This is a genomic window from Rhodovibrio salinarum DSM 9154, assembly GCF_000515255.1.
Lineage (GTDB): Bacteria > Pseudomonadota > Alphaproteobacteria > Kiloniellales > Rhodovibrionaceae > Rhodovibrio > Rhodovibrio salinarum.
In genome coordinates this window covers 2,273,991-2,292,277 of sequence record NZ_KI911559.1, presented here as the reverse complement: position 1 = coordinate 2,292,277, position 18,287 = coordinate 2,273,991, and the positions used below count along the sequence as shown (strand labels likewise).

At 65.6% G+C, this 18,287-nt stretch carries 17 protein-coding genes; 8 read left to right on the top strand and 9 right to left on the bottom strand.

The features are described 5' to 3' along the window. Positions 1-144: 144 nt before the first annotated feature. From RHOSA_RS0110595 to RHOSA_RS0110580, 4 genes are all read right to left on the bottom strand, one after another. Positions 145-1,209 (bottom strand): extracellular solute-binding protein, encoded by a 1,065-nt coding sequence (locus tag RHOSA_RS0110595; protein WP_037256071.1) that lies wholly within the window; start codon positions 1,207-1,209, stop codon positions 145-147. Between the two features lie 81 nt (positions 1,210-1,290). Continuing rightward, the gene (locus RHOSA_RS0110590) at positions 1,291-2,097 is read right to left on the bottom strand and encodes an ABC transporter permease (RefSeq protein ID WP_027288643.1); all 807 of its coding nucleotides are present in this window, start codon (positions 2,095-2,097) and stop codon (positions 1,291-1,293) included. 114 nt (positions 2,098-2,211) lie between these two features. Next, a complete protein-coding gene (locus tag RHOSA_RS0110585) occupies positions 2,212-3,132 on the bottom strand; it encodes an ABC transporter permease (protein WP_037256068.1) in 921 nt (306 codons plus the stop codon). Continuing rightward, positions 3,132-4,265: an ABC transporter ATP-binding protein gene (locus RHOSA_RS0110580; protein ID WP_051432040.1), complete on the bottom strand. Its 1,134-nt coding sequence runs from the start codon at positions 4,263-4,265 to the stop codon at positions 3,132-3,134. Before RHOSA_RS0110580 ends, RHOSA_RS0110585 begins: the two co-directional genes overlap by 1 nt. Before the next feature lie 444 nt (positions 4,266-4,709). Here RHOSA_RS0110580 and RHOSA_RS21870 point away from each other — a divergent pair, with 444 nt between their 5' ends. Further along, positions 4,710-5,879, top strand: a complete 1,170-nt coding sequence (locus RHOSA_RS21870; protein ID WP_051432039.1) for a hypothetical protein — start codon at positions 4,710-4,712, stop codon at positions 5,877-5,879. Between the two features lie 112 nt (positions 5,880-5,991). Here RHOSA_RS21870 and RHOSA_RS0110570 read toward each other — a convergent pair whose 3' ends face one another. Further along, complete coding sequence (locus tag RHOSA_RS0110570; protein WP_027288640.1) at positions 5,992-7,422, bottom strand: dihydrolipoyl dehydrogenase; 1,431 nt, start codon at positions 7,420-7,422, stop codon at positions 5,992-5,994. 261 nt (positions 7,423-7,683) lie between these two features. On the opposite strand from RHOSA_RS0110570, the gene RHOSA_RS0110565 reads away from it, so the two are divergent. Both RHOSA_RS0110565 and RHOSA_RS21865 read left to right on the top strand, forming a co-directional pair. Beyond that, positions 7,684-7,887: a YgaP family membrane protein gene (locus RHOSA_RS0110565; protein ID WP_027288639.1), complete on the top strand. Its 204-nt coding sequence runs from the start codon at positions 7,684-7,686 to the stop codon at positions 7,885-7,887. 42 nt (positions 7,888-7,929) lie between these two features. Then, positions 7,930-8,760 (top strand): class II glutamine amidotransferase, encoded by an 831-nt coding sequence (locus RHOSA_RS21865; RefSeq protein WP_051432038.1) that lies wholly within the window; start codon positions 7,930-7,932, stop codon positions 8,758-8,760. Between the two features lie 7 nt (positions 8,761-8,767). Here the strand turns inward: RHOSA_RS21865 and RHOSA_RS0110555 are convergent, their stop codons facing one another. Continuing rightward, complete coding sequence (locus RHOSA_RS0110555) at positions 8,768-9,751, bottom strand: SLAC1 anion channel family protein (RefSeq protein WP_051432037.1); 984 nt, start codon at positions 9,749-9,751, stop codon at positions 8,768-8,770. 386 nt (positions 9,752-10,137) lie between these two features. Here RHOSA_RS0110555 and RHOSA_RS0110550 point away from each other — a divergent pair, with 386 nt between their 5' ends. From RHOSA_RS0110550 to RHOSA_RS0110530, 5 genes are all read left to right on the top strand, one after another. Continuing rightward, complete coding sequence (locus RHOSA_RS0110550; protein ID WP_037256065.1) at positions 10,138-11,772, top strand: tetrathionate reductase family octaheme c-type cytochrome; 1,635 nt, start codon at positions 10,138-10,140, stop codon at positions 11,770-11,772. Then, positions 11,769-12,440, top strand: a complete 672-nt coding sequence (locus RHOSA_RS21860; protein WP_081728649.1) for a cytochrome b/b6 domain-containing protein — start codon at positions 11,769-11,771, stop codon at positions 12,438-12,440. The genes RHOSA_RS0110550 and RHOSA_RS21860 overlap by 4 nt, the downstream gene beginning before the upstream one ends. Before the next feature lie 119 nt (positions 12,441-12,559). Next, positions 12,560-13,816 (top strand): cytochrome b, encoded by a 1,257-nt coding sequence (locus RHOSA_RS0110540; RefSeq protein WP_027288636.1) that lies wholly within the window; start codon positions 12,560-12,562, stop codon positions 13,814-13,816. 14 nt (positions 13,817-13,830) lie between these two features. Beyond that, positions 13,831-14,604, top strand: coding sequence for a cytochrome c1 (locus RHOSA_RS0110535; protein WP_037256062.1), 774 nt, complete (start codon positions 13,831-13,833; stop codon positions 14,602-14,604). Positions 14,605-14,645: 41 nt separating this feature from the next. Beyond that, positions 14,646-14,996 (top strand): NifB/NifX family molybdenum-iron cluster-binding protein, encoded by a 351-nt coding sequence (locus RHOSA_RS0110530; RefSeq protein WP_037256060.1) that lies wholly within the window; start codon positions 14,646-14,648, stop codon positions 14,994-14,996. A gap of 298 nt (positions 14,997-15,294) precedes the next feature. Here the strand turns inward: RHOSA_RS0110530 and RHOSA_RS0110525 are convergent, their stop codons facing one another. From RHOSA_RS0110525 to RHOSA_RS21855, 3 genes are all read right to left on the bottom strand, one after another. Then, the gene (locus tag RHOSA_RS0110525) at positions 15,295-15,585 is read right to left on the bottom strand and encodes a hypothetical protein (RefSeq protein WP_027288633.1); all 291 of its coding nucleotides are present in this window, start codon (positions 15,583-15,585) and stop codon (positions 15,295-15,297) included. A gap of 310 nt (positions 15,586-15,895) precedes the next feature. Then, complete coding sequence (locus tag RHOSA_RS0110520) at positions 15,896-16,327, bottom strand: DsrE family protein (protein WP_027288632.1); 432 nt, start codon at positions 16,325-16,327, stop codon at positions 15,896-15,898. Positions 16,328-16,620: 293 nt separating this feature from the next. Further along, positions 16,621-18,057: a dihydrolipoyl dehydrogenase gene (locus RHOSA_RS21855; RefSeq protein ID WP_200372046.1), complete on the bottom strand. Its 1,437-nt coding sequence runs from the start codon at positions 18,055-18,057 to the stop codon at positions 16,621-16,623. Between the last annotated feature and the right edge of the window lie 230 nt (positions 18,058-18,287).

Sequence of the window (18,287 nt, the reverse complement as noted above, 5' to 3'; positions counted from 1 at the left end):
CGGAATGCGGGTTATGGAGACCTGACTTGGACGACCTTGCCGCCCGGATCAGGTGCATCAGGCACCATAGCGCGCTGGCGTGGGCCCTGGAGACGCCCACGCCAGCACGGCACAGGCCCCACCGAGCGGACGCTCGGCCGGGCCTCAGCTCTTCAGCCGTGTCCAGACCTTGTCGCGGAGCTCGCGGGCTTCCGGCGAGCATTCCTTACTCGGCCGCAGCCGGTCCGCGTAGGCGTCCGGCATGTTGACGGCCGGGTCATTCTTCAGCGATGCGTTCAGGTACTGGCTCGACCCTTCGATTGCATTCATATAGCCGGTGTAGTTCGACGCCGCAGCCGCGTTCTCCGGCGCCATCATCCAGTTGATGAAGGTTCGCGCGTTTTCCGGATTTGGCGCATTCTTGACCACCACCATATGATCCGACCAGAAGGCCAGTCCTTCCTTTGGATAGAGGTATTTGATCGATTCACGCTGTTCTTTCGCCCGGTGCGCGGCGCCGTTCCACATGTGGTGCATCACAACCTCGCCGGCGATCATGCGGTCGACCGTACCGGTAGAGGAATACATCGCCAGGTGCGGTTTCTGGGCTTCCAACAGATCGAGGATCTGTTGGGCCTGCTTCGGCTGTTCGGTGCAGACGTCGATGCCCAGATAGCGGGCACCGGCGTTGTACATCTCGACTTGGTCATTAAGCGCGGCGATCTTGCCCTTCAGCGCGTCGCGCGGCTTGAAGAACTCCTTCCAACTTTCCTCCAGCTCGGGCGCCCGGTCGGTATCGTAGGCGATCCCGGTGGTGCCCCACATGTAGGGCGCCGAGTATGCACGCTCGGGGTCGAAGCTTGGCGCGTCGTGTGGCGCGCGAACATTCCCAAAGTTAGACAGCTCGCTGGCGTCGATCTTCCGTGCCAGTCCTTCATCAATTATCACGCCGAGCATATAGCCCGAGGGGAAGACGATGTCATAACCCGAGGCACCGGCCTGCAGCTTGGCAAGCATGGTCTCGTTCGAATCGTAGACGTCGAGCGTGACGTCGACCCCCGTCTCCTGCTCGAATTTCTCGATCAACTCCGGTGGAAAGTAATTTGCCCAATTATAGAGGTACAGCTCCCCAGCGTCCTGCGCAGCGGCGCCACCAGCATTGATCGTCACGGCGGCGGCAAACGTGCCTACAGCGACGGCGAGACGCCGTGCGATCGTTGTCGTGCCCATGATTGAAGGCTCCCTGTTGTTGTCGGGTCAGCACCGCTCGAGCACTGGCCTCTAGAAGTGTCCGCCGGGACACGACCCGGGTCAATTCGAGCCCATCTGTCTAGCCCGCTGCACCAGGAATGAGAGCGAAACGCAGATGATCGAGACCAGCAGCATCAGCGTCGATAGTGCGTTGACTTCCGGGGTGACACCGATGCGGATCATGCCGAAAATGTAGACCGGTAACGTGGTCGCGCCCGCGCCGGCCACAAAGTAGCTGATGACGAAATCGTCCAGCGAGATGATGAACGCCAGAATGGCGCCCGAGAGGATCCCCGGCCAAAGCAACGGCAGGGTCACGCGCCTGAAGGTTGCCCAGGCGCTTGCATAAAGGTCGGCGGCGGCTTCGCGCAGCGTCGGGTCCATGCCTTCCAGCCGGGCCCGGATCGGCAGGTAGGCGAAGGGGATGCAGAAGACGGTGTGTCCAACGATCACCGTCAACAGCCCGAGTTGTAGCCCGATCAGCACGAAGAACAAGAGCGTGGCAACCGCGGTGACGATCTCAGGCACCACGAGCGGGAGACCGATCACGCCATTGATCACCGTCTCGCCGCGAAAGCGGCTCCGGCTGATGCCGAGTGCGGCCAGCGTCGCCACGAGGGTCGCGATGACAGTGGCGGAGACGGCGACGATCAACGAGTTGCGCGCCGCCCGCAGCATATCTTCGTTTGCTAGCACGCTGGCGTACCAGTCGGTGGTAAAGCCGGTCCAGATCGTCACTGTCTGGTTCTCGTTGAACGACAGGGCGACCAGAATGAGGATCGGCAGATACAGGTACGCGAAAAAGAACGCCGCCGCCGGCCGGACCCCGGCAAAACGCCAGAGCGAGTTCTTCGCCCGGCCGCTCATATCACCGAGCCCCAAGGCTTGAGCGGCGCCAACGCCTCAAGAGCTCCAGACAAGACTCCCGTAAACCGACATGAGGACCGCGATTCGCGACCTGGATGGGGGGTGGCCGGCATCTCACGTTGCTCCAGCAGGTGCGCGGCGAAAGCGCAGGGCATAGACCGTCATCGCCAGCAGCACCAAGGCCAGGAGCGCAAACGCCAACGCCGCACCGAACGGCCAGTTCCGGGCCGCGCCGAACTGGTTCTGGATCAGGTTGCCGATCATCAGCGATTTTGAGCCGCCGAGCAGTTCCGGGGTTACGTAGGCCCCCAGGCAGGGGACAAACACCAGGATGCAGCCGGCGACGATCCCGGGCAGCGCCAGCGGCACCACGATCCGCTGCAGCGCCCGGCGACGGTTCGCGCCGAGATCGAAGGCGGCTTCCACCAGCCGCAGGTCGAGTTTCTCCAAGCTGGCGTAGATCGGCAGCACCATGAACGGGAGGAACGAGTAGGTCAGGCCGACCCATACGGAGAAGTCGGTGTAGAGCAGGTCGAGCGGCCCCGGGTTCAGGCCTAGCGCGGCAAGGCCGTTGTCGATCAGGCCGTTATTGCGCAGCAGGATGATCCAAGCGTAGTTGCGCACCAGCAGGTTGGTCCAGAACGGCACCGTGACCATGAAAACCAGCAGGTTCCGGTAACGCGGATTATCCTGCAGCGCCATATAGAACGCCGTCGGAAAGCCAACCAGCAGGGCCAGCAGCACCGTGGTCGCAGCAAGCAGGAACGAGCGGCCGAAAATCTGCAGGTAGTCGGTGTTCACTTCCAGATTGCCGGTCAGATCGCGTTCGAACAGGAATTTGACGTAGGCTTCGGGCGTGAAGCTGTGCCACTCGACACCGCCGTGCAGCGCGCGTTCCAGGAACGAGACGTAGGCCATCAGGCCCAACGGCAGCAGCATGAACACACCGATCACGCCGAGCGCCGGCAGCAACAACAGCGCCCGGCGCACGCCGGGTCGCGCCCAAAGGGACGCGCTGGTCTGCCCCGTCGCCATCAGTCCCGCAACACTTGCACGGCTTCGGGTGGCACCTGCAGGCGAACCGCATCACCCTCGCGGAAATGCCGCGCCGCGCCGGTGCGGTTCTGCACCCGAACCAGCATCGCCGCGTCAAGTCCGTCCAAGGTGACGTGGTAGCTGGTGTCCGTACCGAAGTACACCACGCGGTCGATCGTCCCCGGCAACCCTGCCCCTTCGTTGGCCGACCCAAACGCCACCCGTTCGGGCCGAACCGCCAGTGTCACCCGGCAACCGGCCGTCTGACCATTCGACCGGGCGGCGGTCAGTTCGGCGCCCGTATCCAGACGCAGGCGCACGCCAGCGCCACCATCCCCGATATCGACGTCAACCAGCGTCGCCTCGAGAAAGTTCGTCTCGCCGATGAAGTCGGCGACAAAACGCTGCGTCGGGTGCTCGTAGAGGTCTTCCGGCCGTCCGACCTGCAACACTTTTCCCTCGTGCATCACCGCCAGGCGGTCGGACATGGTCAGCGCTTCTTCCTGATCGTGCGTGACGAAGATGAAGGTGATGCCAGTCTCGGTTTGCAGACGCTTTAGCTCGACTTGCATTTCCTTGCGCAGCTTCAGGTCAAGCGCGGACAACGGTTCGTCGAGCAGGAGCACCTTGGGCTGGTTGGCAAGCGCGCGTGCCAATGCCACGCGCTGTTGCTGGCCGCCGGAGAGCTGGTCTGGCTTCCGGTCGGCATGTCGCTCCAACTGCACGAGCGCGAGCATCTCTGCGACGCGCTCCCGCATGTCCGTCTTCCGCCAGCCCTGCATCTCCAAACCGAAACGTACGTTCTCGGCCACGGTCATGTGCGGGAATAATGCGTATGACTGGAAGACGGTGTTGACCGGCCGACTGAACGGCGGCAGGCCAGCGAGCGGCTCTCCATACAGGTCGATGGCCCCGGAGGTTGGCTGCTCGAATCCCGCAATCAGCCGCAGCAGTGTGGTCTTTCCGCAGCCCGAGGGTCCGAGGAGCGTGAAAAACTCATTTTCACCGATTGCCAGCGAAACACCGTCGAGAGCACTTACGGAGTATGCACTGCCCCCGAAGAGTTTGGTGACCTCACGGACGTCAATCGCGGGCGTCTGGACGTCTGTGGAGGTGGTAACTTGGGCCTGCAACGGGGCTCCAACAGGTTTTGGCGGGATATCAGCGAGATACAAACTGGGTCGAGTTTAGGCTTATAGTTTTCATCCTGACAAGCCTAGCAACGCCGAAACCAGAGCGGCGTAAGGGTCGTGGCGGTGGTCAAGCGGGCGCAGAGTGCCAGCGGCAGGAATTCCGACTACGTAGCTCTGCACACCCTTGGGTGATGCTCTACGAGGGGAAGTTTTCTGGTAGTCAGAAATGCTGGCTGGGGCGCCAGGATTCTAAGCGCCAGCCGCCGAAAACCGCGGAATTCCGGGCTTATCACCGGTTGCACTCCCAGTAGCGCACAGGCGATTCCAACAGTCAAGCGCAACTGTCGGAACGCGAAAATGAGGCAACAAATCGCTCTGTCCTACCGCTCGCGCGACCCAATCACCCAGGGTGTTGATCGGTCCGGCCTGCTCAACGACTAGCGCGTGTGCGGCTACGTCGACGCGCGCGCCGGCCCCAGGCTGGGCGACCGGACGGACCAGGAGCGCTTCGCGCTCGCCGAGACGCGCGCGGAGATCAAGGGCGTGCGCAGCTGGCCGGACATCACCGCGACGATCCGCGCGCACCTCCTGGCCGACGCCGTGGCGGAGCAGCACGAACCGGACCTGCAGACCGGCGAAGGCGCGCTCGATCTGCGCGAGGCGAGCGTGCTCTGGCGCGCCACCGACTTCCTCGACGTCGAGGCCGGTCGGCAGATCCTGACCTGGAGCACCGGCGAGTTCGTGTTCCTGAACGACCTGTTCCCGAAGGACTACCGTTCGTTCTTCATCGGCCGGCGGGACACGATGCTGAAGGCGCCGTCGGACGCGGTGAAGGCGAGCGTCTATACCGACCTCGCCAACCTGGACCTGGTCTACACGCCGCAGTTCGACGCCGACCGCTACATCTCGGGCGACCGGCTGAGTTACTTCAATCCGTTCGAACGCCGGATCGTCGGCGACGGCACGCCGCTCGACGTGCGTCAGCCCGACGATCCGCTCACCAATGACGAGTGGGCGGCCCGTCTCAACCGTCCGATTGGGCGTTACGACACCGCGCTCTATTTCTACGACGGCTACTGGAAGAGCCCGGAGGGCCTCCTGCCGGGCACCCGGGAAGCGACCTTTCCGCGGCTGCGGACCTACGGCGCCAGCGTCGAGGGGCCGGTCCCGGACCTGGGCGGAATCGCCAACGTCGAGGTGTCCTACTACGACAGCCTGGACGCCCGCGACGGCACCGACCCGAACGTGCCCAACCGCCAAGCGCGCCTGCTGCTCGGCTACGAGCGGGAGATCGTCACCAACGTGACCGGTGCGGTGCAGTTCTTCCGCACCGAACGGCTGGACGACCCCCAGAACCGCGACGACCGGCGCAACCTCTGGACGGTCAAGTTGCAGAAGGACTGGCCCGGCGAGCAGATCACCGCGACGCTGTTCGCCTTCTACTCGCCGACCGCCCAGGACGGCTACCTACGCCCCCGGATCAGCTGGAGCCCGACCGACCGCTGGACGCTGGAAGCCGGGGTCAACTGGCTGTTCGGCGCGGATGACGATACGCGCTTCGGGCAGTTGAAGGACAACACCAACGCCTTCGTCGGCGCCCGGATCGGGGTCTAAATCCAGGGCCAGCGCGGGACCGCGCACACGAAACGCCGGCCGCGTCAACGCGGCCGGCGTTCTCTGTGCACGGTGTGGGTGCCGGCCCCGGCACGCGGCCGGGGCCGTCCACTTACTCGGCCGCCTGGCGCTGGGCGTCGTCGTGCAGCAATTCCAGATCGACCGGCTGGTCCGGCTGCCGCTCGGTCTGGCCGGCGATCTCGCGCAGGGCGTCCTGCACCCGCTCCTCGACCGTCGGGTGGTAGAACGGCATCCGCAGCACATCGACCGCCGTCAGGCCCTGCTGGATCGCCAGCGCGAACAGGTGGCCCAGATGCTCGCCGTCGGGCGCGGCCATCGACGCGCCGCGCAGCCGGCCGTCGCGGCGGTCGGCGTAGATTCGGGCCACGCCGCGGTTGGCGTGCTTGATCCGGCTGCGCTGGTCGCCGTCGAACCGGCAGGTGCCGACCAGCACGTCCTCCCGAGCTAGTTTCTCCCAGCTCTCGCCAACCGTGACCACATTGGGCTGCGAGAACACGATCGACAGCGGCGCGCGCCGGCGGAAGCACTGGGCAGTGCCGCGCGCGGCGTTGTAGCCGGCGATCTGGCCCTCGTCGCGCGCCTCGTGCTGCAGCGGCAGCTCGGCGTTGGCGTCGCCGGCGATGTAGATCGGCGCGCCGGGCACCTTCATCGTCTCAGGGTCGTAGGCGGGTACGCCGCGATCGTCCAGCTCCAGGCCCAGCATGTCTAGGCCCAAGCCATCCACGTTCGGCGTCCGGCCGGCGGCGACCAGCACCTGATCGACCTCGACCGACTTGTCGCCGGCGCTGACCCGGACGCGCCCGTCGGCACCCTCGGCGAGCTGAGCCTTCTCGCCCAGCCAGATCGGGAACTCCTCGCGCATCGCCTCGACGGCCGCGGCGTTCACGTCGTCGTCGCCGAGACCGCCGACGCGCTGGAGCATCTCGACACCGGTCACCTCGACGCCCAGGCGGGCCAGCGCCTGACCCAGCTCCAGTCCGATCACGCCCAGGCCGAGCACGGCCATCGAGTTCGGCAGGCTGGGCTGTTCGAACAGCTGGTCGGTGGTGATCACCCGGTCGCCGAAGGCCTGCCAGGCCCGCGGCACCACCGGGCGCGAGCCGGTGGCGACGATCACCCGCTTTGCCCGAACGGTGCTGCCCTCGACCTCGATCACTCCGGGCGCGCGGAAGCGGGCGTGGCTGCGGATCAGCTTGTCGCCCAGCTTGGAGACCGGGCCGCCCATCACGTGCTCGACGAAGCTGTCGCGCATCTTCCGGACGTATTCGAGCGCGCGCGGGCTGTGCAGGGCGATCTGCATGCCGCCCTCGATCCCCTCATAGGCGAGGGCGTGGCGGTGGTGATGGTCCTCCGCGGTCTGGATCATGACCTTGGATGGCATGCAGCCGACCCGCGCGCAGGTCGTGCCGAGCTGCCCGCCGTCGATCACGACGTAGCTGTCGGTGACGCGTTTAACCTGACGCAGGGCGAACAGGCCCGCAGTCCCCGCGCCGATGATCGCGACGTCGACTTCACGTTCCATCTTTCATGGCCTCCCGTTTCGATTGGCTGTCTCGTCGGCAACCCGCCGCGCGCCCCCACTCGGGCGCCGGCACCGCAGGGCGCGCCGCGGCAAGCGTCCACGCCCCATTTGGGGTCGTTTTCGTATCAGAAAACCGTGATATGTTTTGCAGCGCACGGTTCGCCGGTGCGACCGCTGCGCGCAGCGGGCTCGAAACCGCGCGCCGCGCCGCTATATATTCAGTTAAACGAAAATGTGTACGGAAATGAAGGAGACCACGCCATGTCGATCGACCGGATCGTTCTCCTGTTTGCCGGCATCGTGGTATTGGCAAGCCTGGCGCTGTCGCAGGTCCACGATCCCGCTTGGTTGTGGCTGACCGCGTTCGTCGGCGCCAACCTGGCGCAGGCGTCGCTGACCGGCTTCTGCCCGCTGGCGATCATCGTGAAGAAGCTGGGCGCCACTCCGGGCAAGGCGTTCAGCTAAGCCCCCAACCTGACACCACATTTTCCACAACGACGGTTTGGCATGTGCGAGTTGCTGGCCATGGCCAGCCGTTATCCCGCGACCCTGACCTCGTCGCTTGAGCGTTTCGCGCGTCGCGGCGGCGAGGCGGGGCCGCACGCTGACGGCTGGGGTGTGACCTTCTACGACGGCTACGACGTACGCAGGCTACGCGAGCCAGAACCGGCGGCGCGGAGCCCTTGGGTCCCGTTCGTGCGCAGCCAGCAGCGCCCGACCCGTCTCGCCCTCGCGCACATCCGTAAGGCGACGGTGGGCGACTGCATGCTGGCCAATACGCAGCCGTTCGTCCGGGAACTGGGCGGGCGGATGCACGTGTTCACCCACAACGGCGATCTGGACGCAATCGACCGCCGCTGGCGCGGCGACCTGGACCGCCATTTGCCAATCGGTACGACCGATTCCGAGATCGCCTTCTGCGCCTTGATGGACCGTTTGGCGCCGTTGTGGATCGCGGGGCTCCGCGACGGTCACACGGCGCCGAGCGTCGCAGCACGGCAGTCGGCTGTCGAAGCTTTCGCCCGCGACCTGCGCGCCTTCGGCCCCGCCAACTTCCTCTACGCGGACGGCGAACTGCTGTTCGCCCATGGCCACGAACGCCGGCAGCACGACGACGAGATCGCGCCGCCAGGACTGGTCAGCCTGACGCGGACCTGCAATCCCAACGACGGCAAGCTAGTGCGCACCGAGGCCTGCCCGCCCGGCGGCTGCCAGGAGGTCACGCTGATCTCCAGCGTGCCGCTCACGGACGAGGCATGGCGCCCGCTCGCCGCCGGCGAGGTGATGACGCTGCAGTTCGCCAGCGCAGCGGAAGAGCCCGCGCTGAGACACGGCTGAGCCGCCGCTAAAACAGCTGGCCTGTGACCAGCGCCGCCAGCGTGCGCACCGTCACCAACGCGATGATTGCAGTGGCGAAGACCAACGCGGCGAGAGCCACCGCTTGCGTCGCGGGCCCGGGCAGCAGCGCGTGTACCTCCGTCATCGCGCAGGACAGCGCAGCCGCCGGGAAGGTGAAGGCCCACCACGACAAAGCGAACGGCAGGCGCAGGAACAGGCCCGCGATTCCGGCCAGAACAAGAGCAATGAACAGCGCGCTCGCGGCCAACAGATAGGCCAGGACGTCGAGCGTGCCGCCGTTCAACTGCATATAGGCGAGGAAGCCGGCCGCCGGCGGGGCGATCAGGATGAACAGCAGCGGCGCGATCTGCGGCGGCAGCGGATCGTGGAAGATAAGGCGGTAGAGCACGATGGTGAACAGCGGAACCCAGAAGGTCAGGCCGACCGAGAAGAAGAACCACGACACCGTCTCGTAGCCGAGCGGCACACCCGCGATCGGCACCACGATATTGCCCACGACCGGGATGAACCAGGCGGGGCTGACGTGCTGGATTTCGGTGTTCCGGCGTATCCAGCGGCCGATAATCGTTACCGCCAGGGCAAGGTGCAGGAGCGCGCCGGCGATCCAAAGCTCCTCCGCCAGCTGTCGGTCGTGCGGCAGCGCGCCGACGGCGAGCAGGAGCAGGCCGATCGAAATCGCCGGGAAGAAGTTCATCATCACCGGATGGCGGAAGTCGGCGGCTACGCCGCCCGGACAAGCTACCACCTTGAGCGCGTAGACCAGGGCGACCAGGGCAAACGCGCCAGCGGCGAACGCCATCAGCGCCTGCGCAACCGCGAGCGGCACGCCGAAGGTCGCGTGCGCGCTGCGCCACGCCAGCCCCAAGCCGGCATGGCCCATGGTCACTGCGAACAGCGGTACGGGCAGCTGCGCGATCCAGCGGCTGCGGATCCAGCACGGTTCGGGCCGCTCTGCCAACGACTGCGCCATCGACAAACCCCTTTTCGCATTCCACTCCTCGAATACGTCAACGGATCATGTCGGCGGCGGGCCGCTGGGCGGCCATGCGACGCGTTGGCGCAAGCGCCAGGACTGTGCGTGGGCGACAGGGGTCAAGCCCGCACATCCGTGCTCAATCAAGCAATTACCGAGCCGATCGGCACCGTGACCCCTCGCCGATCCACACGCCGGGAGCCCCGTGTTTCCGGGGTTTACAGCATGCGCCGGCGTGCCTGTGTCGGTCGGTGTGCCTAATGACACCAGAGCCGGGACACGCGTGCGCCAACATTACGTCCGTTGCTTGCCGGTTAATTAAGCGTCGACTAATATGTCTGTGACACGTTCGTCCTACGAACTCACAGCCTGGATCGCGTACGATGCCCCCGCGCCGAACCCGCCGGATCCGTCTTGCCGGTCTTGCGATCTCACTGCTCGCGGCCGCGGCCACGCTGCCGCAGGTCGCCTCGGCAAAAGACGGGCAGCAGCCCGCGCCAACGCCAGCGCGGGACGTCTCGACGGCCGATCACAGCAAGTTCGAAGCGCTGCAGGGTGATTTCGACAGCGGCCGCGAGGTCACCCGGGCGTGCTTGGAGTGCCACACCGAGGCCGGGCATCAGGTCCGCCAGTCAATCCACTGGACCTGGGACTACACCAACCCGGACACCGGCCAACAGCTCGGCAAGCGGCACGTGCTGAACAACTTCTGCACCAATGTGCGCACCAACGAGCCGCGCTGCACCTCCTGCCACACCGGCTACGGCTGGGAGGACGCGTCGTTCGACTTCTCCGACGACACCCGGGTCGACTGTCTGGTCTGCCACGACACCACCGGCACCTACCATAAGGCGCCCAAGGACGCGGGCCGGGTGCTGGAGACCGCCACCACAGTGCACGGCAAGACGCTGACGCCGCCCGACCTTGGCAAGGTCGCACGCAACGTCGGCCCGCCGGACGTCGCCAGCTGCGGCAGCTGCCACTTCAACGGCGGCGGCGGCGACGGCTCCAAGCACGGCGACCTGGATTCCTCCCTGATCGACGCGCCCAGATCGCTCGACGTGCACATGAGCCCCGAGGGCGGGGACATGGCCTGCCAGGACTGCCACGTCGCCAGCGGCCACGAGCTGGCCGGCGGGCGCTACGACATGACCGCGCGTGACATGCACGGCACCGGTAAGCCGGGTATACGCCGGCAGGCTGCGACCTGCGAATCCTGCCACGGTGTCGACGTTCACGACGACGGCAGCTACGTCGCGCGCACGCTCAACCAGCACAGCGACCGGGTCGCCTGCCAGACCTGCCACATCCCCGAAATCGCCCGCGGCGGTGTACAGACCAAGACCTGGTGGGACTGGTCGAAGGCCGGCCGGCTGGCCGAGGACGGCAGCCGCATCCACGAGACCAACGCCGACGGACGGATCAGCTACTGGACCCGCTGGGGAGAGATCGAATGGCGGGAGGATTACATCCCGTCCTACGCCTGGTTCGACGGCGACATGCGCTACACCGAAGCCACGGACAAGATCGATCCCGAGAGCGTGGTCGCGATCAACAGCTTCGCGGGCGGACCGGAGGATTCCGACGCACGGATCTGGCCGTTCAAGATCATGCGCGGCAAGCAGCCCTACGACGCCAAGCGCGATCGGCTGGTGCTGATGCAGCTGTTCGGCCAGGACGACACTGCCTACTGGAAGAACCTGGAATGGGAGCCGGCGATCGAGACCGCGATGGCGGCCGAGGGTTTGCCGTTTTCCGGCGAGGTCGGCTTCGTCGAGACCAAGATGTACTGGCCGATCACCCACATGGTCGCGCCCGCCGACCAGGCGGTCGGCTGCGCCGACTGCCACAGCCAGGACAGCCGGCTGACCGGACTGGACAGCTTCTACATTGCCGGGCGCGACGCCCCGGCGTGGCTGGACCGGATCGGCTGGCTGGCGGTGCTGGCGACGTTCGCGGGCGTACTCGGCCACGCGTCACTTAGGGCTTTCTTCCGCTACCGGAGGCGTGCGCGATGAGACGGCGGATCCGGCTGTTCAGCCCGTTCGAGATCGCCTGGCACTGGTCGCAGTCGCTGCTGATTATCGGCATGCTTGCGACCGGCTTCGAACTGCACGGCACCTACCGGGTGCTGGGCTACGCCGAGGCGGCGACCGTGCATGTGACCTGCGCCATCGCGCTGATGGTGGTCTGGGTGTTCGCGATCTTTTGGCACGTCGCCACCGGCGAATGGCGGCAGTACGTGCCCACCACGGACAAGCTGTGGGCGGTGCTGCGCTTCTACGCCGGCGGCATCTTCCGGGGCGAGCCGCATCCCTTCCGACCGAGCCGCCGGCGCAAGCACAATCCGCTGCAACTGTTTGCCTACCTGACGTTCAACGCGGTGATCTCGCCAGCGATCTGGATCACCGGGCTGATCTACCTGACCTATAATCTATTCGGCGACGTGCTGCCGGTGCCGCTCGCGCCGGTGGCCACGGTGCACATCGCAACCGCCTACGCCACCCTCGTGTTCCTGATCGGGCACGTCTACATGATCACGACCGGCGAGACGGTGTTCCAGCACCTGAAGGCGATGGTCACCGGCTACGAAGCGGTCGAGACCGGGCCCAACGCACGCGAAAGCTGCCCGGTCTGCGACACTGAGTCCGAACCCTCGGACGGTCGCATCCGCACTCGGATATAGTTATATCTAAAATATAACTTAGGGCGGCGCTTTCCACCCTGACCGACGACACGCGAAGACCCCGGCACGCAGCCGCGCGCGGGTTTGCGACGTGATCGATCGCGAGAGGAGGTCGCGCCATGGCGGCTGACTACCAGACACCCTACAAGGGCGTGCTGGGCTGGCTCGACGACCGGCTTCCGGTCATCAACTTCGCCGACCAGCACCTGCGCTTCTATCCGACGCCGAAGAACCTGACCTACGCCTGGAACTTCGGATCGCTCGCCGGGATCATCCTGGTCATCATGATTGCGACCGGTGTGGTCCTGGCGATGCACTACACCCCGCACGTGGATCACGCGTTCGGCTCGATCCAGAAGATCATGCGCGACGTCAACTACGGTTGGCTGCTGCGCTACATCCACATGAACGGAGCCTCGTTCTTCTTCATCGTGGTCTACATCCACATGTTCCGGGGCCTGTACTACGGCTCCTACAAGCAACCGCGCGAGGTCTTGTGGGGCCTGGGCGTGATCATCCTGCTCTTGATGATGGCGACCGCCTTCATGGGCTACACCTTGCCCTGGGGCCAGATGAGCTTCTGGGGCGCGACGGTGATCACCAACATGTTCTCCGCCGTGCCGATTTTCGGGGACGAGGTCACGCGTTGGCTGTGGGGCGGTTTCGCCGTCGGCAACCCGACGCTGCAGCGCTTCTTCTCGCTGCACTACCTGCTGCCGTTCCTGATCGTGGGCGCGGTGCTGCTGCACCTAGTGGCGCTGCACCGCTACGGCTCCAACAACCCGACCGGCATCGAGCCCAAGGGCCAGCAGGACCAGGTGCCATTCCACCCCTATTACACGATCAAGGACCTGTTCGGTCTGGGCGTGTTCCTGATCGTCTTCTCGGTCTTCCTGTTCTACGCGCCGAACTACATGGGCCACGCGGACAACTACGTGCCCGCGGACCCGCTGGTGACGCCGCCGCACATCGTGCCGGAGTGGTACTTCCTGCCGTTCTACACGATCCTGCGCGCGGTGCCGGACAAGCTGGGCGGTGTGGTGCTGATGTTCGGCTCTGTGCTGATCCTATTCGCCCTGCCATGGCTCGACCGCAGCCCGGTGCGCTCCGGGCGCTATCGGCCGATCTTCAAGCAGTTCTTCTGGCTGCTGGTGCTGGACGTGATCGTGCTCGGCTACGTCGGTGCGATGCCGCCGAGCGGCATCTGGCCCACCATCGGGCAGGTCGCGACGGCGTACTACTTCGCCTACTTCCTGGTGATCCTGCCGCTCCTGGGCGTGTTCGAACGCCCCAAGCCGCGCCCGCACAGCATCTCCAAGCCGGTCCTGTCCGGCAGCGCGCAGCCCGCGATCGCCCCGGCCAGCCCAGCGGAATAGGAGGTAAGAGGACAATGGCAGAGATACGTAAGCTGATCGCCGCCGCGATCGCCGCCGCCGGGCTTGGGCTCGCGTCTGGCCCGGCCGAGGCCGCCGAGACGCCGGCGCTGCCCGAACACACCTGGCAGTTCGAGGGCGTGTTCGGGACCTTCGACCGGGCCACCGTGCAGCGTGGCCTGCAGGTCTACAACGCCGTCTGTTCGACCTGCCACGGCATGAAGTATGTCCACTTCCGCAACCTCGAGGACATCGGCTACAGCGAAGACGAGGTCGAGGCGATCGCCGCGCAATACACGGTCGAGGACGGCCCGAACGACCAGGGCGAGATGTACGAGCGTCCGGCGGAGCCGACCGATGCCTTCCCCTTCCCCTACGACAACAAGCAAGCGGCGAAGAACGCCAACAACGGCGCCATCCCGCCGGACCTGTCGGTGATCACCAACGCCCGGCCGGGCGGGCCGGAGTACATCCGGGCCCTGCTGCTGGGCTACGAGGAGGCGCCGCAGGACGCCAACCTGCAGCCGGGGCAGTACTGGAACACGTACTACCCCAGCCACAAGATCAGCATGCCGCAGATGCTGGTCCAGGGCGCGGTCGACTATCAGGACGGCACCCAGGCCACGCCCGAGCAGATGGCCCATGACGTGACCGCCTTCCTGCACTGGGCCTCCAACCCGCACATGGAGGAGCGCAAGCGTCTGGGCCTGAAGGTGATCCTGTTCCTGATCGTGCTGACCGCCCTGCTGTACGCTGTGCAGCGCAAGATCTGGGCCGACGTCGAGAAATGAGCGCGCCTGCCCGTCCGTTACCCGCAACCTGGAGCGAGTTCATGTACCGCATCGCCGTCACCAGCCAGAACTTCCGGACCATCACGCCGCACGCCGGGCGGACCCGGCGCTTTCTCGTCTATCGGGGCGCGCCGGGCGGCGGCGCCGAATTGATCGACCAGCTGGACCTGCCCAAGGAGCAGGCCCTGCACGACTGGGGCAACAAGGACGGCCACCCGATCTTCGGGATGGATGTCGTCCTGTGCGGCAGCTGCGGGCACAACTTCGTTGCCAAGCTGGCGAAGCGCGGCGTCGATGCCGTCGCGACCAACGAAACCGACCCCGAGAAAGCCGTTCGGGACTATCTGCTGGGACAGATCTCGCACGCCGAGGTGCACGACCACAGCTGTTGAACCGCAGGCCTTCGCGCGGTCCTTGCGTATCCAACCAACGCGTCGTCCCGATGCCGGCGGACATCGGGACATCATTCGACAAGGATTGTTCCGAACGGCTGCTGCTTTCGAACAGAGGTCACGAGACACCCCGCCGCATCCGCGGTGCGGCGGGGTGGGAAGCAGTGCCATATCGCCGGGACCGGGGGAACTAAGCTTCCTCGCAAAAGCTAGGCTTCCAGTTCCGCATGGCAGCCCTCCGTTCGATCACAGCTTCTCAGGCCTTGCGACCGAGCTGTCGGTCGCACCCGTTTACCGCTCAGGTCTTCGAGGCCACCTGAATCGCCGCGAACACCTGCGACACCGGATTGTCGGCTTGCGCGCTTCCCCCCGTACGCGCCGCGCTCTGGCGGGCGTCGTCGTCGATGTAGGCGCGGTCCATCGGCTGCGGCTCGCCGTCGCCGGGCGTGCAATCGAGCTGCGCGCGCTCGATGACGTCCGGCCAGGCCCCGTCTTTTCTGTCGTCGCTCGCCGCAGCCGCGGTGACCGTCCCCGCGACTAGGACGGTTGCGGCGGCAAGGGCTGTGGCGGTCTTGCACAGTTGCATCATGGCGAACCTCCTTGCTGCATCGCGTGTGCGGCTTGTCGGCCGAGAGGCGGTCGGCGGGGGCCGTCGATCGCCGCTGTCACTTTTAGAGGTGTGCCGGTGCCAAGACCCACTAGGTGGCCTCGATCACACCCTGACAATGCGCGCGCGGTCTCAATCCGCGGCCAGCGGGCAGTCCTGCGGCGGGCGCTGTCGTCTGGCGGCTGCAGACACGCAAAAAAGGCAAGGTGGGATCATCTTGCCCTGTAATTTTGCCGGAAGTTCAACAGGATAAAGCGCGCGCCGCGTGCCGATTTGGCCTGCGGCGCGCGCTTTAGAACGACAGAATCCGGGTGTCGTCGGCCAGCAGATGGCCCGCCATCGCCGGCGGCTCCGCCTGTCCGACACCGTCGATCAGCGCCTCGGCGCCCACGCCCTTGTTCGGCAGGTAGATCGCGCAGACCTCGACAGGGGTGCCGGTCTCCATGATCTTGCGCATCAGGCCCTGCGGGCTCATGCCCTTGGGCTCCTGAGGCGCGGTCGCAGCCGCCGGCGCCTCCTTCAGCGCCAGATCGCCGGCCGGCCCGCACAGCAGCACTCGCGCCTCGGCGCCCTGCTGCACCGACTGCATGGTCAGCACCATCGCCATCAATTGCGTTTGCGGATGCTCGGCGCTCAGGACAGTCACCAGATTGGGCTTATCCTGCGCCGTGGCCGGGCCCGCCAGCGCGAGCGCCGCCGCCAGGACAAGTAAAACACGCTTCATGTCGTAGCCTTTCTAACCGTTCGAAGTGCGCCCGGGTTGGACCTGCACACATTCCCTTATTTGCATGTAATTCGCCAGCCGCCCTGCTGCGGCATATCGCCTTGCACCGAAGAGTTGTGTACAGGGTTGGTCTAATCCCCTCAAACTGCTCAATAGGTCAGATTAAAGCGTCTGGAACTGACCTACTCCGGGATTGGACCGCGCTTCTATAGAATTTGCGGGCGCCAAACCCTTGGGTTCCGGCGCGAGACTGCTGGAGCTAAACTAGACCCACACTGACCTCATCAAAAGGACTACTCGGCTGCACGAACCTGCCGTTCGTCGTGGTCCAAGAACTCTAGGTCCACCGGTTGATCGAGTTGTTGCTCGGTGTTGTTGGCGATCTCGCGCAGGGCATCCTGCACCCGCTCTTCGGTCGTCGGGTGGTAGAAGGGCATCCTCAAAACGTCCGCCGCGGTCAGGCCCTGCTGGATCGCGAGCGCGAACAGGTGGCCAAGGTGCTCGCCGTCCGGCGCCACCATGGAAGCGCCGCGCAGCCGGCCGTCGCGCCGATCTGCATAAATCCGCGCGATTCCGCTGTCGGCGTGCTTGATACGGCTGCGTTGGTCGCCCTCGAAACGGCAGGTGCCGACCAACACGTCCTGGTGCTGCAGCGTCGCCCAGCTCTCGCCGACCGTGACCACGTTTGGCTGGGAGAACACGATCGCAAGCGGCGCGCGCCGGCGGAAGCGCTGCTCGGTGCCGCGCGCGGCGTTGTAACCAGCGATCTGACCTTCATCGCGCGCCTCGTGCTGCAGCGGCAGATCCGCGTTGGCATCGCCGGCAATGAAGATCGGCTCGCCTGGAACCTTCATCGTCTCCGGGTCGTAGGTGGGCACGCCACGGCGGTCGAGTTCGACGCCGAGCTGGTCCAGGCCAAGACGATCCGCGTTCGGCTTGCGCCCAGCGGCCACCAGCACCTGCTCCACCTCGACCGATTTCGCGCCAGCGGTAACGCGAATGCGCCCGTCCATACCTTCCGCCAGCTCGGCCTTCTCGCCGAGCCAGACCGGGAACTCACGGCGCATTGCCGCGACTGCTGTCTCGTTCACCGTTTCGTCGCTCAGACCCCCGAGGCGCTGCAGCATGTCGATACCGGTGACCTCGACGCCGAGACGCGCCAGCGCTTGGCCCAGTTCTAGGCCGATCACACCGAGGCCCAGCACGGCCATCGACTGCGGCAGGCTGGACTGCTCGAAGACTTGGTCGGTGGTGATCACACGGTCGCCGAACGCCTGCCAGGCCCGCGGCAAGACCGGCCTGGAGCCGGTGGCGACGATTACGCGCTCGGCGCGCACGACCCCGCCGTCGACCTCGATTTCACCCTGCGCGCGAAAGCGGGCGTGACTGCGGATCAGCTTGTCACCCAGTTTGGAGACCGGGCCGCCCATTACGTGCTCAACGAAGCTGTCGCGCATCCGCTGGACGTACGCCATCGCCTCGGGCGCCTCAATCCCGAGACGGTCGCCGCCCGCGATCCCCTCGGCTGCGAGGGCGTGGCGATGGTGATAGTCCTCCGCCGTCTTAATCATCACCTTGGAGGGCATGCAGCCGACGCGCGCGCAGGTGGTCCCAAGCTGCCCTCCATCGATGACTACATAGCTGTCGGTGAAGCGCTTGACCTGCCGCAGGGCGAAAAGACCAGCAGTTCCGGCGCCGATGATCGCGACGTCGACGCGACGTTCCATCATCCAGGCTCCTTTCATCTAAACCTTTAGACCAGCACATGATTTTGCGCTGCAAAATGTCGCCGGGACCCTAAACATCTCAACATATTAGGCAACCGTGATGTGTATCACAGCGCGCCAAGCTACATGCGACAGGTGCGCGCACGACAAGGGCGAAGAGGCCACTGGCCAAGGCCAGCTCGCTACATGATGGAATCCGGCCTCAAGCGTCGATTGACGTAGCTCGTCGCACA

What these genes read in the sequence shown, in the direction of transcription:
- RHOSA_RS0110595 (WP_037256071.1), bottom strand. Translation starts at nt 1,209, where the DNA reads ATGGGCACGACAACGATCGCACGGCGTCTCGCCGTCGCTGTAGGCACG.
- RHOSA_RS0110590 (WP_027288643.1), bottom strand. Translation starts at nt 2,097, where the DNA reads ATGAGCGGCCGGGCGAAGAACTCGCTCTGGCGTTTTGCCGGGGTCCGG.
- RHOSA_RS0110585 (WP_037256068.1), bottom strand. Translation starts at nt 3,132, where the DNA reads ATGGCGACGGGGCAGACCAGCGCGTCCCTTTGGGCGCGACCCGGCGTG.
- RHOSA_RS0110570 (WP_027288640.1), bottom strand. Translation starts at nt 7,422, where the DNA reads ATGGAACGTGAAGTCGACGTCGCGATCATCGGCGCGGGGACTGCGGGC.
- RHOSA_RS0110565 (WP_027288639.1), top strand. Translation starts at nt 7,684, where the DNA reads ATGTCGATCGACCGGATCGTTCTCCTGTTTGCCGGCATCGTGGTATTG.
- RHOSA_RS21865 (WP_051432038.1), top strand. Translation starts at nt 7,930, where the DNA reads ATGTGCGAGTTGCTGGCCATGGCCAGCCGTTATCCCGCGACCCTGACC.
- RHOSA_RS0110555 (WP_051432037.1), bottom strand. Translation starts at nt 9,751, where the DNA reads ATGGCGCAGTCGTTGGCAGAGCGGCCCGAACCGTGCTGGATCCGCAGC.
- RHOSA_RS0110550 (WP_037256065.1), top strand. Translation starts at nt 10,138, where the DNA reads ATGCCCCCGCGCCGAACCCGCCGGATCCGTCTTGCCGGTCTTGCGATC.
- RHOSA_RS21860 (WP_081728649.1), top strand. Translation starts at nt 11,769, where the DNA reads ATGAGACGGCGGATCCGGCTGTTCAGCCCGTTCGAGATCGCCTGGCAC.
- RHOSA_RS0110540 (WP_027288636.1), top strand. Translation starts at nt 12,560, where the DNA reads ATGGCGGCTGACTACCAGACACCCTACAAGGGCGTGCTGGGCTGGCTC.
- RHOSA_RS0110535 (WP_037256062.1), top strand. Translation starts at nt 13,831, where the DNA reads ATGGCAGAGATACGTAAGCTGATCGCCGCCGCGATCGCCGCCGCCGGG.
- RHOSA_RS0110530 (WP_037256060.1), top strand. Translation starts at nt 14,646, where the DNA reads ATGTACCGCATCGCCGTCACCAGCCAGAACTTCCGGACCATCACGCCG.
- RHOSA_RS0110525 (WP_027288633.1), bottom strand. Translation starts at nt 15,585, where the DNA reads ATGATGCAACTGTGCAAGACCGCCACAGCCCTTGCCGCCGCAACCGTC.
- RHOSA_RS0110520 (WP_027288632.1), bottom strand. Translation starts at nt 16,327, where the DNA reads ATGAAGCGTGTTTTACTTGTCCTGGCGGCGGCGCTCGCGCTGGCGGGC.
- RHOSA_RS21855 (WP_200372046.1), bottom strand. Translation starts at nt 18,057, where the DNA reads ATGATGGAACGTCGCGTCGACGTCGCGATCATCGGCGCCGGAACTGCT.